The sequence below is a fragment of the Tengunoibacter tsumagoiensis genome (assembly GCF_003967535.1).
In the GTDB taxonomy this organism is placed as follows: Bacteria; Chloroflexota; Ktedonobacteria; order Ktedonobacterales; family Ktedonobacteraceae; genus Tengunoibacter; species Tengunoibacter tsumagoiensis.
This window is the reverse complement of record NZ_BIFR01000001.1, coordinates 2,027,865-2,041,302: the sequence shown is the minus strand read 5'-3', so window position 1 is coordinate 2,041,302 and position 13,438 is coordinate 2,027,865. Positions and strand designations below refer to the sequence as shown.

The following is a 13,438-nucleotide window of genomic DNA, read 5'->3' as shown; positions in this document are numbered from 1 at the left end:
AGACGGTAAACTTTAGAGGTTGACTAGTAGAGACACGCCGGAGGCAAAGAACAACATATGCACATCATGAGCTGGATAAAGAAAAATAGTGTTATGCTCTTTAACACTGGCTCTTTGATTGGAACAATGTTTGTCACCTCTGGCCTTGGTTTTGCTTACTGGCTGGTTGCAGCACGTTATTATCCAGCTGATGCTGTAGGCCTGGCATCGGCTGCCACATCAGCTATGATGTTGCTCTCTTCGCTCTTTCTCTTAGGGCAGGGGACACTTCTTATCAGTGAGATCCCACGCCATCGTAAGGAAGCTGGTGCGCTGATCAGTGCTTCAGTTATCCTGGTAGCTGGCTGTAGCCTTCTTGGGGGGATTATCTCGGCTTTTCTTGCGCCTCTCCTTTCTCCAGAGCTCCGCTTATTGGGCAATACTCCTCTTCACGCCCTTCTCTATGCTCTTGGCGTGATGCTGGCAGCAGTTACTGTTATTCTGGATCAAGCGGTGATTGGGCTACTTGAGGGGAATATCCAGCTCTGGCGCAATACGCTTTTTGCCGTTGCAAAGCTGGTGCTTCTCTTTGTTGCAGCAGAATATCTCTCATTGAAAAGTGGGATTGGCATCTATACCCTCTGGACGCTTGGAAATGCGATCTCTTTTCTACCGATTATCATTTTTATGATTCGTAAGAAAAAATGGTCTCTGCATTATTATCGTCCACAGTGGAAGCTTATGCGCAAGTTTGGCATTCCTGCTCTACAACACCATGTCTTAAATCTTATCCTTCAGGCCCCTACTCAGCTTCTTCCCATTCTTGTGACGATCATTATTTCAGCAAAGGCAAATGCATGGTTCTACTCTGCGTCCATGATCGCAAACTTTGTCTTTTCGCTCTCGCTTTCATTGACGACGGTCCTTCATGCAGCTAATGCAGCTCAAACGAGTACGCTAACACAGAAGACGCGCATGACGGTTGGGCTCTCACTTCTAGCAAGTCTGACAGTTGGGACGGTTCTAGCGCTAGCAGCCTATCCCATCCTTCATGTCTTTGGCACCATCTATGCACAGGAGGCAAGCTGGAGTCTACGAATCCTGATTCTGGCCTCACTTCCATTGATTGTCAAAAATCACTATATTGCTATCTGTCGTATTAAAGACCATATTGCCCATGCGATTGTTCCCATCGTACTGAGCAGTGTATTGGAGCTTGTCGGTGCAGCCATCGGAGCCAGGCTGTGGGGGCTCACAGGGCTCAGCCTCGGCTGGGTCCTGGCCATGACGGTAGAGGCTCTCTATATGCTCCCTGTAGTCGTACAGACCCTGATTGGCCGCACGAATATCGATCAGTATCTGGATGCTATTGCTGCTCAGGATACGCTTCAGATGCCTGCCCTTAACCAATTCGTACCCAGTGGCGTGATTCAGTTGACGATGTATGGCAACACAATGGCTCTGGCTGAGCTCGATACAATGCAGTTGCCAGCCTTGCGCCGCTCATCTTCAACGCCATCTCATGCCGCGACTCCCTATCCCACAGTCAACTCTATCCAATCTAGAAATGAAACAGCTATGAAACACCGACCCGCACGACGCATCCGTTTTCAAAGCGAGGAACTCACGGACTCTGCAATAAAAAATCCTATTGCCGACGATATCGTTCGCACAAATACTGCGCAGATACCGTTGGATGAAGTTAAGAAAGCACGTGCTTCCTCTTCGCCCGCCAATGCTTTTGTGGATATTTCTGAAGCACAAACGATGCAAATGCCACTGACGCAGATTACGACCGGTCAACCTCACCCAACTGAAGCTGAAAAAAAAAAGAACCTTTTGAGATAGAAGAGCGCTCTGCTCCACCATTCGTTCCTGAAGCAGGAAATGAGCAGGAGCCTGAGCAGCAAAATAATGTGGAAGATGTTGAGGAGGATTCTCAAATGGAAAACGAACCACCAGCAGTTCCCTCACAGGAGCATGCAGCTACCAAAACGGAAGGCTCAGGTATATCACCTTCTTCCGCTAAACACAATAAATTTAAACGCAGTCGCATGGTTAAAGAGCTTCCAAATTCGAAAGATGAGGTTGCTGCACTGGAGACAAATCACATCCAGGCCTTGACGTCTGAACCATCTACGACCCAAAACAGGACCATACCTGACAAAGCATTTCCAGCTACTACAACGGAGATTGCCAACCTCGAGACAAGGCAGATGCCGTCATTCATCGCTGAATCGCCGACACAGCATATAGAAACAGTTGTAGAGCAGGAGACACGGGTAGAAAAAGCTATCTCATCACCACCCGACGTTGTGGATCTCTTTACACATGCAGCCACAACGATTATGCAGACCCCTCGTGTTGCGCTTGAGCAGGTAACGCCGCTTGTCGCACAAAAACCTGAAGAAGAGAGCAAACAGAATAAACGCTGGCTTGAGATCGTTCTTTATCTGCTTCCTCTGGTGGCATTGGCGCTCTGGTACCTCGCGCTAAAAGATGTTCATATTCGCCAGATGAATGACCTGGGACTGATCTCGGTCTTTCCCCCAACGCTCATTGCGGCAATGTTTCTTGTGACAGTCAGTTTTTGCTTTGTCCTGTATCAACCAAAAATTCGTCCAGCACAGTTGATTCTGTACTTTAGCATACTCATCTTTATGCTCTATGCAGTCAGCATTGTGGTTGAGGAGATGCCTCGCTTTTCGATTGTCTATCGTCACGAAGGCTATACCGAATTCATTATGCGTACGGGAACAACCGACCCCAACCTCGATGCCTATTTTAGCTGGCCTGGCTTCTTCTCTCTGACAGCTTTTCTCACAAAACTGGCTGGCTATCCCGACATTTTAAACTTCGCTGGCTGGTCCCCCGTTTTTTATAATGCAATCTACTTTGGGCCACTCTATATGATTTTCAGGGCCTTTACAGAGAAAAAGCGCGTCGTCTGGCTCGCTATCTGGATCTTCTATCTCACCAACTGGATCGGGCAGGACTACTTCTCTCCTCAGGGCTTTAACTTTTTCTTGTATCTCGCCATTCTAGCTATCAGTCTCACCTGGCTCAAGAGCGATCCGGAGGCGCCTGTTCGTCCATTATCCCCTCGCCTGGCAAAAATTCCTTTTATGACCCCACTTTATCAGTGGTTACGCACACCAGATAGACTGATCATGCCCAGTCAGCCGCGGCAACGCATTGCACTGGTAGCCTGTATATTGATTATCTTTGGCTTTAGTACCTTTAGCCATCAGCTATCACCGTTTTTTATTATCGCCAGTGTTGGTATACTGGTTATCACACGGCGGATACGCTTCTGGTGGCTTCCAGTCGCCATGATTGTGATAGAAGCGGCCTGGATCTTATTAATGACGCAGACGTTTCTGGCCGGACACTCAGATGCGCTTCTGGGGGGTCTGACACATATTCTTTCATCCTTTACACAAAATGTCTCTGATCGCGTCACTGGAAATCCTCAACACAATTTTATTGCTCGTATACGGCTCATTATGTCTGGAGTTGTCTGGTTAACGGCTGGCATAGCAGCCTGGCTTCGCTGGCGTCAGGGGCATAAGGATGCAACAATCCTCTTGCTTGCGCTCACCCCGTTTCCGCTTTTCATTATCCAACCATATGGTGGCGAGATGCTCTTGCGCTGCTACCTCTTTGCTTTGCCGCCCATGACTTTTCTCATGGCAACACTTCTCTATAACATTCCCTGGCTCGAGAAACGTTTTCTTCTGGTGATCGGTAATGGCCTGCTCTGCGCCTTGCTCATGGGAGGCTTCTTCTTTACGCGCTATGGCAATGAGAGTATGGATTATATGACCTACGATGAAGTAAACGGCTTAATTGCGCTCTATGATATGGCTCCTGATCAATCGTTCTTTCTGGATGCCTGGCAAGGCGTCCCCTGGCAGATCAAAGGATTTGAGAAATACTCTTTAGATACAGTAAGTGCGGAACCTGCGCTCATTGAAGCGGTGGGGCATGGTGATGTGAATACAGTAGCACGCTTTATGCAGCAAAAGAAAGTGCATGGCTCAGCCGCTTACATTATCTTTAGCCGTAGTTCGAAACAGACCTATAATGTCCTCTCGGGCTATCCAGCAGGGAGTTTAGACACGTTTGAACAGAAAGTACAGTCTTCTGGTGAGTTCAACCTTGTCTTTCGTAACCAGGATGTTCAGATTTATCAGTTTGTCGCTCTTACATAGGATTAACACCGATGAAAACATTTGCCTGGCTCTTCTGGCCTCTTCTCATTCTGTGCTCGGCTGTAGCAGTCGTTGCAATCCTCTTTACAGCACCTGGCACTCCGCTGAGGGGAGCTGTTGTGATGTGGTTTCTTTTTCTGTGCCCTGGAATGGCGCTTATTCGTCTTTTAGGATTACAGAACCTGATTATGGAATTGACAATGGCAATCGCAGTAGGGATTGCCATTGATGGCATTGTGGTGGGGATCTTCCTTTACTCTGGTCATTGGTCAATCCGAGGAATCCTGCTGGTCCTGCTGATCTGGAGTTGCACAGGTGCGTTCCTTCAGTTACTTACGCCAAAAATACCGTTTCTCCAACACATGAGCACTCGTGCATAACGGCCTCTCAAACCCATGAGGGCATAGGTTTGATGCTCTCTACGGTAAAGCTCCTCGCCTATCCATATTAAAAAGGTTTATGGATAGGCTGGCCATCGTTTACCATACCTGGCTGTACTTTAAACCGCTTCTGTCGCTCCCACAAGCTCTCGAACTGCACTCTCAATCGACAAAACACTGGAGAAAACTCCACGTTTCAGCAAACGTGGAGGAAATTCAATGTCAAACTCATCTTCTAAGGCCAGCATAACGTTGACCGTTGAATGGGAAGACATCCCAGAATCATAGAGGTTGGCATCATCACTTAATGTGGCGATCGCAACGGGAAGATGAGCGTTTTCCTGCAAAATAGTACGAATCTGTTCCCTCATATGAACACAACCTTTCGTCAATAGATAGCAAAGAATTGAGGCGAGTAAATAATTATATATATGAAAGGCAACCTCTGTGTATTCTTAGAAAGAAAGAGCTCTTATGAAAGACCATTAGAAGAAGTCCGCAATAACAATCGCGGTTGCATACTCTGCTTCGTGACTTAAGCTAAGCGAGAGTGTACAGATTCCTCGCTCTTGAGCCAACAAAGCAGCTTCGCCTGATAACACAAGATCGCAATACCCCTCGGGCCAGCGTCGAACCTCAATCTGCCGCCAATCAATCCCTCGCTCTATACGTAGAACCTTCATCGTCGCCTCTTTGGCTGCAAATCGAGCCGACAGGCTGGCGATTTGTGCCTGTGCAGTAGCTAAACTCAGACAATAGCTTTGCTCATCATCAGTAAAGATTCGCTGTAGATAGCGCTGCCCATAACGCTCCAGCGACTCTCGTACTTGCTGCACAGCCACCAGGTCAATCCCCACACGAAAAGGTGATGCCTTCATAGTTTTCCTCGAGGAGGCTTAGAGAGACGAAAAAAGAGAACAACTAGAAAGCATGAAGAAGCGTGAGAAGAAGAAAATTTTAGCAGTGTTTTCAAAATTGGTTCTAATCGCTTGTTTCTACATAAATACATACCAGGTCACTGAAATCTTTGCTTATTATAATAGGCCCTTCAGAACCCTGTCAATCCTTTTCCAACTATGGCTATAAGTTATCCCACGTCTGTTATCTCGAAAGAAGCTCGATTTTTTCCTATTTTCTTGATATCATTTCTCTCAAATCATTTGGACCATTAAATCATACTATAAGTAACATCATCAAAATGATGGTTTTGATGATTGTACCAGTCTATGGACAGGAAAGGAACAAACAATAATGGCTACGGCATCCGACAGAGCTCTCAAAGCACAAGTTCGTATTCATACAATTCAAGCAGGCAGATCATCATTTCAGAAGAAGCCACTATTCTTTTTCCATGGCGATAGAAGCGACTCCCCTCCATTCTACTGTTATACCCTCTCACGTACTCTGGGCTCTCATCAACCATTCTATCTGGTCGATGCTTACGATTATGCTGGAGAGGTCAAACCTCTCACGCTTGAAGAGTTAGCAGCTATCTATATCCAGGCAATTCGAGCTATTCAACCGGAAGGGCCGTACCAACTGGCTGGCTTTTGTGGTGGATCTTATATTGTGTATGAGATGGCTCGTCAGTTACAGGTACAAGGTGAGCAGATTGCATCCCTGATTATGATTGCGCCTTCAGAGATTAACCGCAAGCAGCTCTTTGTACGGAAATCAATACAGGTCTTGGGAAATCTTTTTCGCATACAACAACAGCGGCAGCAGCTACTTTTTCTACAACTTCGCCAGATCATTGCCTATATGAACCGCAGGCTCTATCCAGCGGACCATCGACACAATAAATACTATCCTATTCTTTTTGCCCGTGATGAAAAAATACGCCTGCTATTCCCACCTGCTCAGACACTCTATCATGATTATTCAGGCGTGTTTATCTCACTCGCCACTCTCTATAGACCACTCTTTCAACCTGCACATTGTGCCTTTATCTGGACTGACCAGGGCACAAAGTATCGTTATCGCTGGAAACAGAGCGAAGACCGAGAAAGATCTACGATTCTGCCTGGATATTATATGGACCTCCTTGAGGAGAATATCCAACTACTTGCTAAAACAATCAAGTTTTATACGGAGCTACTCCCGAATATCCATGAGAGCAGTGATCAAACTCTGTCTGGTTCGCCTTATCATTCCACTTTGTATCCTCATTCCTCTATCGCACCAACATGATGATCCTTCCATAGCGCATCCTTACCCAGTAGAAACCAGATCATCGTGTATAAAAGGTCACGTTCCTCTTTTACCCTAAAAAATGGCTACAAAAATTTACTATGAATTACGTATATGCAAATGTTTTCCTTTCTGATATATTGCTAGAAGCTCTAAATATCTGATAAAGCCCGATTTATTGTGTAAGTAGAGGAAGGGGGTAACACATGTTCGCGTTTTGGAGAGATCTACGACGAGAACGTTGTGTTGAAAGATGTATAAAAATTCTGCACGCTATCTCATCACTGGGGGAGCTGGCTTCATTGGCTCCCATATCGCAGAAGCTCTGCTAAGTCAAGGGGAATCCGTCCGCATCTTTGATAATTTTTCCACCGGCAAACGCCAGACAATTGAATTGTTGGAACGATTACCTGGCCATCTAGAGGTTCAGCATGGTGATATTCGCAATTCTGAAGCCCTTGAAGCTGCAGTGGCAGGGGTAGAGGTAGTCTGGCATCAAGCTGCTATCGCCTCAGTCCCTTTTTCAATCACAGAGCCAAAGCTGACACTTGACGTTAATGTGAATGGCACCCAGAATGTGCTACTTGCAGCACGCGATGCCGGGGTAAGGCGCGTTGTCTTTGCAAGCTCTTCAGCTATCTATGGCAATTCACCACTTCTCCCCAAGCATGAAGAACTTTCACCAGAGCCACTCTCGCCTTATGCTCTGCATAAGCTGAGTAGCGAACAACTCTGTCGTATCTTTACTCAACTCTATAAGCTAGAGACGGTCGCACTGCGCTATTTCAATGTCTTTGGGCCTCGACAAGATCCTAAATCCGAATACGCTGCTGTAATCCCACGTTTCCTCACCGCAATCCTTCAAGGCGAGCAACCCGTTATCTTTGGAGATGGTGAACAGACACGAGATTTTATCTTCATCGATAATATCGTACAGGCCAATCTTCTGGCCTCTACGTCAGAGAGCGCCGTTGGAAAAACGATGAATATTGGTAGCGGCACACGCACCTCGCTCAATGAGGTTCTTCGCTGTGCAGGTGAGCTGCTCAATACACCGGTTAAAGCTATCTATACACATGTTCGTCCTGGCGATGTGCGCGAGAGCGTAGCTGATATCACCCGTTCCGAACAATTATTAGGCTTCCATCCAACAATCTCTTTCCGCCAGGGGCTGGCTCGCACACTGGAATCGATCAAGATACAACGAAAGCAGTAATCCTTAAGAAGAAGATAAGCATCTCGAGTAGTTTCTGAAGAGCGTCAAACCTATGTAACGATCAACAAAGATTCAGCCGTAGAGGCCGTTATCCCAACAGCAGTTACTATTCATACCATCTCTACTCTACGGCTGAACCTCTTCTTTCATTCGCCCATAAGCCCATGATCTCGGCGGATGCGGCTGGAGCTGGCTCAAAATCCTGAAGTTAGCTCGAAAGAGCATGCAAAGAACGAACAGGCTCTTCCTGTTCCACAGTGGTATCAGTTGAACGTCGAATAAGGGTATAACCAACCCCTGGCACTGTCAGGATATAGTGGGGATTACTCGGATCGGGCTCTATTTTTTGACGCAAATGACGAATATGAGCCTTAATTAAGCAGGCATCACCATCTCCATCGTATCCCCAGACATGCGTAACGATCTGATTGGCTGTACAAACATCATTGGCATTAAGAGCCAGTAAGTGCAACAATTTGCTCTCGGTTGGAGTAAGGCGAGCACTTTTATTGTCTACAGTTACTTCATTATGCAACGAATCCAGGCTAATCGGGCCCACGACCACAAGCGAGGAAGGACTACGCTCCAGAGTCAAACGAGCGCGACGGCTCACTGCACGAATATGCGCCAGAAGTTGTGAGGGGAAAAAAGGCTTCTTAATATAATCATCCGCTCCAGATTCCAAACAACGTACTTCGTCCTGGATATCATGGCCCTCCGTCACAACCAGCACCAATGCATCGTGCTTCATTCTTAGATCGCGACAGACCGCCAACATGTCAGCATCTCTCAACGCAGTATCCATAATCACTAGATCCGGCCTGTGCTCCATCCACTCATGTTTGGCTCGCTCGGCTGTATATGCGCGATACACTTCGTAGCCGACTGTCTTGAGCCAGCTGGCCAACATCTCGACCAGATCCCGATCTTGATCAATAACCAGCAACTTCATACTTCCACCTTCCTACCTCTCTACTACAACCAAACATGGCGAGAATAATCAGCAAAATAGACCTGATGAGGGCCTTTCGTTCTGGCACAGAGCAATTAAAACTGGACAATTCTCCCTATTCCACGTTAAATACTATACCCTATAGGGAGATTAATTTCAATGTACTATCGATTAATAACCTCTCTCTCTACAAACACAGCTATAGAATTAAAATTGTCCGATTCTTTTTGAAGCTACCTCTACAATTACTAAAAAAGACCTTCGTTATACGAAGGTCCTGCACATATTGAGTGGAATCAATCAAAAATAGCTGTTTAGCGTGTGATAACGAGGCCAACGACGATGCCGAGCAGAGCTCCTACAAAAACTTGAATCGGCGTATGCCCGATCAGTTCACGTAAGCGTTTCTCTGCCAGTGGACGGCCAGTAAAAACTTCATCGATCATCTGATTCAGGATACGAGCCTGAATGCTTACAGCACGCCGTACTCCAGCTGCATCATACATGACGATACTGGCTAATACGACAGTAATTGCAAAAGCGGTCGAACCTACTCCAGCCACACGCCCGGTTGCCGTTGCCAGAGCCGTAACCAGTGCAGAGTGAGAACTTGGCATTCCGCCTGAAGAGACTAGACGACTCACCACCAATTTGCGTTGCTTAAATAGCTCGTAGACCGTCTTACTTACCTGAGCAATAGCCCAGGCAATAAAGGAGGCCCATAACACATGATTATCCAGTAAAGAATTATCCATCATACGTGTAAAGCGTCTCCCCTATAGATCTACTGGTTGCGCGGTGATCGTTCCGATCGCATCTACGCTCAATTGTTGCACAGACAATTCTGCCTGTTGCAATAGTTCATTGCAATGCCGCAACAATTGCATCCCCTCTTGATAGTGCTGCAATGACTCTTCCAGGGGCAATTTCCCGTCCTGTAGGGCTGCAATAGAGGCCTCTAGCCGTTCAAAGGCCTCCTCAAAAGATATCTGTTCCATTCTCTGCTTCTTTTCCTTCACCTCTAGGGCTCGACTCTGACCGCCAACTGCCCGTCCTGCACCTGCACGATAAGCTTCTCACCAGTCTGTACTTGCTGCACACTGGTGATGATCTGCTGATCTTCTTCCCTTCGGACGACTGCATAACCACGGGCAATGGTGAGCAATGGACTGAGAGAGTGCAGTTGTAAGGCGATGCCACGCAGACGCTCCTTCCGCAAGTTCTGAAGATGGCTCATCTGTGTGTGTAGACGTTCACTTGCTTCGTCCAGTTGCTGACGTCGACGTTCAATGAGGCTCTGTGGGCTGAGCCGCTGAAGATCGCGCTGAGCATAAGCCATTTGCCCATGGAGATCAAGCAGGCGCTCTTGCATGAGGTCGACCAGTTGCTCTTGCTTCTCGATAAGATCAGCACGCCAGGCAGCCAGATCAGGAACCGCCGCGGTGGCTGCAGCAGTTGGCGTAGAGGCTCGATGATCAGCGACAAAGTCCGCAATGGTAAAGTCTGTCTCGTGCCCGACTCCGCTAATGATGGGGATTCGCGAACGAGCAATCGCACGCGCCACTACCTCTTCATTAAAAGCCCAGAGCTCCTCGATTGAACCACCACCACGACCTACGATGATCACTTCTGCCTCTCCCTGTTCATTCAGCAGGTCAATGGCCGCTGCAATTGAATCAGGGGCATCCGCCCCCTGCACAAGGGCTGGCGCGAGCAAGACACGAACCAGCGGATAACGCAGGCGAAGCACTCGCAGCATATCCCGCAAGGCTGCCGCCTGGAGTGAGGTCACAATTCCCAGGACCGCTGGCTGTGCTGGAAGGGGGCGTTTGCGCTCTGTATCAAATAGACCCTCTGCTATAAGGCGAGCCTTTAGCTGCTCAAACCGCTGAAATAAAGCACCTTCACCTAACGGCTCGACTGCATCGACGTAAAACTGCAATTTTCCATCACGCTCATAGAATGAGACACGCCCATTCACTGCCAGCGCCATTCCATCACGCAATGATGGTGCTCCTGTCCGCTGACGAGCCGACTTAAAGAAGACACAGAGAAGCTGTGCATCCCCTTCTTTCAACGTAAAATAGCAGTGACCCGAAGGATATGTCTTACAGTTGGAGACTTCTCCATGAATCCAGACATTCTGTAGGATATCATTGCTCTCTAAAAATTCACGTACGTAGAGTGCAAAGATTGAGACGCTCAGTGGTGCCGAACCACTCAGAGGATCAAACAGCTGCATACACGCTTACGCCCCCTCGGCTGTATCGATAACAAGCAATGGCTGCCCGTATTCAACAGCGTGTCCGTTCTGAACCAGAAACTCTACAACATGGCCAGCAACGGGGGATTCCACTTCACTAAGGACGTTTAAGGATTGGATCGATCCTAATACCTGGCCTATCTTGACGGGATCACCAACAGTGACCATGTCTTTTCCTTTAGGCTTGGCCCAGGTATGGAAGATACCTACCAGTGAAGCCTTAACTGTATATTTGCTCTCAAGAGGGGCCTCTTCTGTCAGCTCTTCTTCGTCGGCCACTACAGGAGCAAGATAGCTCACTCCCTCACCGGCATGACTGGCCCTGGCCTTACGCAGGACCAGACGCATACCCTCTTCAACACGCTTCACCTCAATCTCAGAGACATCGCTCCCATCCAGTAGATGCACCAGGCGCTGAAGCTGCTCAACGCCTACATGCTCAACTGCGGGCCGCTCTTCAGTGGTGAAGGCATCTACCTCATAGGAATACTGGCTCTTATTATCCATTGTGCAACTCCCATGCGTATCAGTTACTAATGCGCATCTGCTAAGCGGACTATGCGCGCTCGACATAAGCTCCTGTGGTAGTATTGATGCGGATCTGATCATCGATCGATAAGAACAGGGGCACCTGAACTACAAGTCCTGTCTCTGTTGTGGCAGGCTTGGTTCCACCAGTTGCTGTATCACCTTTATAGCCGGGCTCCGTATAGGTGATGCGTAGCACAACTTTTTCGGGCAGATCGACAGATAATGGAGACCCATCCAGGCTGACGATATCTAGCTCGATATTATCAATGAGATAGTTTTTAGCATTGCCCAACTGCTGCTCGGTTAATACAATATCATCATAGGTATTGGTATCCATAAAATGATACTGATCCCCATCCTGATATTGATAGGTCACGGTTGCTCGATCCAGGGTCAGGCGACGGAACTTATCACCTGCATCGCAGGTACGATCAATCGTTGAGCCGGTCCGCAGGTTGCGCAGCTTCATACGCACAATCGCTCCACCACGCCCAATTTTTACATGCTGCCAATCAAGAATGGTACAGGGCATGCCTTCAAATTCAATGGCCACGCCTTTTTTTAAATCACCAGTAGAAATCATGACTATACTCTCCTTTAGCGCTGAATCACCAGTTCGGTCGGTGATTGCGTTAATACTTCAACACCATCTTCTTTAATCAACACACAGTCCTCGACACGCGTTCCCGTCCAACCAGGAATATAGACGCCTGGCTCAACGGTCACAACGCTGCCAACTAGTAAGGTCATCTCTTCTGGGGCACGCGAGGCGAGAGAAGGGGTCTCGTGTATCTCTAAACCAACTCCATGGCCGGTGCTGTGAATATAATAGTCAGCCAGTCCGACTTCAGCCAGAACATTACGTGCTAATGCGTCAGCCGCTCGACCACTTATACCGGGTTTTAAGTTCTGCTCACAGGTTTTCATTGCCCGTAAGGCAGCCTCATAGATCTCTCTCATGCGAGGCTCAGCTGGCTCACCAAGGCAGATGGTCCGCGTCATATCTGCACAATACCCATGATAGCGAGCCCCCATATCGATGGTGATGAGCTCACCTTTCTGAATTCTACGTTCGCTGGGGATCGCATGGGGCTTCGAGCCGTTGGGGCCGGATGCCACAATTGAGTCAAAGGAGGGACTTTCAGCACCGAGCTCGCTCATCTTGCGCGAGATCTCCCATGCCACTTCTTTCTCAGTCATGCCCGGCTGAATCCAACGGCATAGATGGGCAAAGGTCTCATCAGTAATCGCGATGGCTTTGCGCAGAAGCTCTAGCTCATGCGGCTGCTTGACCTGACGCAGTTTTTCCAGCGCACCATCGCCAGAGGGGATCAGTGTAAAGAGATCTTTGCCTGCCTCTACATACTCTTGATAGGTTGCGTAACGGACAGCGTGGGATTCAAACCCGATCTTTTGCCAACCATGCTCTTGAGCCAATGAGGCGATCGCGCTGGCATATTCGCGGGCAGGTGGTACAATAACCTGCCACCCTACCGCCTCTTGCTCAGCGACTTCTTTATAGAGAGGATTGGTGAGCACAATCTGTTGCTCCTGACCAATTACTAACAGACAGGCTCCTTCCTCATCATTCGCCCAGCCGCTTAAATAGGTCGCGTTCTGTGGCTGGGAGACTAAAAATGCATCGAACCCTTGTTCCGCCACCCACGAACGAAAGGCTTGTACGCTCTCTTGACTCATATGCTTCTCTCTTCC

14 protein-coding genes are annotated in these 13,438 nt (G+C 48.0%); 5 read left to right on the top strand and 9 right to left on the bottom strand.

Annotated elements, in window-relative coordinates; all coding sequences use genetic code 11:
• The first annotated feature begins 93 nt into the window (after positions 1 to 93).
• From EL628_RS07940 to EL628_RS07930, 3 genes are all read left to right on the top strand, one after another.
• Positions 94 to 1,827 (top strand): lipopolysaccharide biosynthesis protein, encoded by a 1,734-nt coding sequence (locus EL628_RS07940; protein WP_126579419.1) that lies wholly within the window; start codon positions 94 to 96, stop codon positions 1,825 to 1,827.
• Between the two features lie 95 nt (positions 1,828 to 1,922).
• Entirely contained in the window at positions 1,923 to 4,193 is a 2,271-nt protein-coding gene (locus EL628_RS07935) for a hypothetical protein (RefSeq protein WP_126579418.1), read from the top strand.
• Positions 4,194 to 4,204: 11 nt separating this feature from the next.
• Positions 4,205 to 4,573, top strand: a complete 369-nt coding sequence (locus EL628_RS07930) for a hypothetical protein (protein WP_126579417.1) — start codon at positions 4,205 to 4,207, stop codon at positions 4,571 to 4,573.
• A gap of 119 nt (positions 4,574 to 4,692) precedes the next feature.
• Here the strand turns inward: EL628_RS07930 and EL628_RS07925 are convergent, their stop codons facing one another.
• Together EL628_RS07925 and acpS are read right to left on the bottom strand one after the other, a co-directional pair.
• On the bottom strand, positions 4,693 to 4,944 hold the full coding sequence (locus EL628_RS07925; protein ID WP_126579416.1) for an acyl carrier protein: 252 nt from the start codon (positions 4,942 to 4,944) through the stop codon (positions 4,693 to 4,695).
• A 114-nt stretch (positions 4,945 to 5,058) separates the two neighbouring features.
• Positions 5,059 to 5,451: a holo-ACP synthase gene (acpS, locus tag EL628_RS07920; RefSeq protein ID WP_126579415.1), complete on the bottom strand. Its 393-nt coding sequence runs from the start codon at positions 5,449 to 5,451 to the stop codon at positions 5,059 to 5,061.
• Positions 5,452 to 5,824: 373 nt separating this feature from the next.
• Here acpS and EL628_RS07915 point away from each other — a divergent pair, with 373 nt between their 5' ends.
• A complete protein-coding gene (locus EL628_RS07915) occupies positions 5,825 to 6,763 on the top strand; it encodes a thioesterase domain-containing protein (RefSeq protein ID WP_126579414.1) in 939 nt (312 codons plus the stop codon).
• A gap of 253 nt (positions 6,764 to 7,016) precedes the next feature.
• Complete coding sequence (locus EL628_RS07910) at positions 7,017 to 7,979, top strand: SDR family oxidoreductase (RefSeq protein WP_126579413.1); 963 nt, start codon at positions 7,017 to 7,019, stop codon at positions 7,977 to 7,979.
• Between the two features lie 208 nt (positions 7,980 to 8,187).
• Here the strand turns inward: EL628_RS07910 and EL628_RS07905 are convergent, their stop codons facing one another.
• From EL628_RS07905 to EL628_RS07875, 7 genes are all read right to left on the bottom strand, one after another.
• Complete coding sequence (locus tag EL628_RS07905; RefSeq protein ID WP_126579412.1) at positions 8,188 to 8,931, bottom strand: response regulator transcription factor; 744 nt, start codon at positions 8,929 to 8,931, stop codon at positions 8,188 to 8,190.
• 314 nt (positions 8,932 to 9,245) lie between these two features.
• The gene (locus tag EL628_RS07900; protein ID WP_126579411.1) at positions 9,246 to 9,689 is read right to left on the bottom strand and encodes a divergent PAP2 family protein; all 444 of its coding nucleotides are present in this window, start codon (positions 9,687 to 9,689) and stop codon (positions 9,246 to 9,248) included.
• A gap of 18 nt (positions 9,690 to 9,707) precedes the next feature.
• Positions 9,708 to 9,929: an exodeoxyribonuclease VII small subunit gene (gene xseB, locus EL628_RS07895; RefSeq protein ID WP_126579410.1), complete on the bottom strand. Its 222-nt coding sequence runs from the start codon at positions 9,927 to 9,929 to the stop codon at positions 9,708 to 9,710.
• A 23-nt stretch (positions 9,930 to 9,952) separates the two neighbouring features.
• Positions 9,953 to 11,173 (bottom strand): exodeoxyribonuclease VII large subunit, encoded by a 1,221-nt coding sequence (gene xseA / locus EL628_RS07890; RefSeq protein ID WP_126579409.1) that lies wholly within the window; start codon positions 11,171 to 11,173, stop codon positions 9,953 to 9,955.
• 6 nt (positions 11,174 to 11,179) lie between these two features.
• Positions 11,180 to 11,701 (bottom strand): acetyl-CoA carboxylase biotin carboxyl carrier protein, encoded by a 522-nt coding sequence (locus tag EL628_RS07885; RefSeq protein WP_161975338.1) that lies wholly within the window; start codon positions 11,699 to 11,701, stop codon positions 11,180 to 11,182.
• 49 nt (positions 11,702 to 11,750) lie between these two features.
• Positions 11,751 to 12,308 (bottom strand): elongation factor P, encoded by a 558-nt coding sequence (gene efp, locus EL628_RS07880; RefSeq protein ID WP_126579407.1) that lies wholly within the window; start codon positions 12,306 to 12,308, stop codon positions 11,751 to 11,753.
• A 14-nt stretch (positions 12,309 to 12,322) separates the two neighbouring features.
• Positions 12,323 to 13,423, bottom strand: a complete 1,101-nt coding sequence (locus tag EL628_RS07875; protein ID WP_126579406.1) for a M24 family metallopeptidase — start codon at positions 13,421 to 13,423, stop codon at positions 12,323 to 12,325.
• Positions 13,424 to 13,438 lie beyond the last annotated feature (15 nt).

What these genes read in the sequence shown, in the direction of transcription:
- EL628_RS07940 (WP_126579419.1), top strand. Translation starts at nt 94, where the DNA reads ATGCTCTTTAACACTGGCTCTTTGATTGGAACAATGTTTGTCACCTCT.
- EL628_RS07935 (WP_126579418.1), top strand. Translation starts at nt 1,923, where the DNA reads ATGGAAAACGAACCACCAGCAGTTCCCTCACAGGAGCATGCAGCTACC.
- EL628_RS07930 (WP_126579417.1), top strand. Translation starts at nt 4,205, where the DNA reads ATGAAAACATTTGCCTGGCTCTTCTGGCCTCTTCTCATTCTGTGCTCG.
- EL628_RS07925 (WP_126579416.1), bottom strand. Translation starts at nt 4,944, where the DNA reads ATGAGGGAACAGATTCGTACTATTTTGCAGGAAAACGCTCATCTTCCC.
- acpS (WP_126579415.1), bottom strand. Translation starts at nt 5,451, where the DNA reads ATGAAGGCATCACCTTTTCGTGTGGGGATTGACCTGGTGGCTGTGCAG.
- EL628_RS07915 (WP_126579414.1), top strand. Translation starts at nt 5,825, where the DNA reads ATGGCTACGGCATCCGACAGAGCTCTCAAAGCACAAGTTCGTATTCAT.
- EL628_RS07910 (WP_126579413.1), top strand. Translation starts at nt 7,017, where the DNA reads ATGTATAAAAATTCTGCACGCTATCTCATCACTGGGGGAGCTGGCTTC.
- EL628_RS07905 (WP_126579412.1), bottom strand. Translation starts at nt 8,931, where the DNA reads ATGAAGTTGCTGGTTATTGATCAAGATCGGGATCTGGTCGAGATGTTG.
- EL628_RS07900 (WP_126579411.1), bottom strand. Translation starts at nt 9,689, where the DNA reads ATGATGGATAATTCTTTACTGGATAATCATGTGTTATGGGCCTCCTTT.
- xseB (WP_126579410.1), bottom strand. Translation starts at nt 9,929, where the DNA reads ATGGAACAGATATCTTTTGAGGAGGCCTTTGAACGGCTAGAGGCCTCT.
- xseA (WP_126579409.1), bottom strand. Translation starts at nt 11,173, where the DNA reads ATGCAGCTGTTTGATCCTCTGAGTGGTTCGGCACCACTGAGCGTCTCA.
- EL628_RS07885 (WP_161975338.1), bottom strand. Translation starts at nt 11,701, where the DNA reads ATGGATAATAAGAGCCAGTATTCCTATGAGGTAGATGCCTTCACCACT.
- efp (WP_126579407.1), bottom strand. Translation starts at nt 12,308, where the DNA reads ATGATTTCTACTGGTGATTTAAAAAAAGGCGTGGCCATTGAATTTGAA.
- EL628_RS07875 (WP_126579406.1), bottom strand. Translation starts at nt 13,423, where the DNA reads ATGAGTCAAGAGAGCGTACAAGCCTTTCGTTCGTGGGTGGCGGAACAA.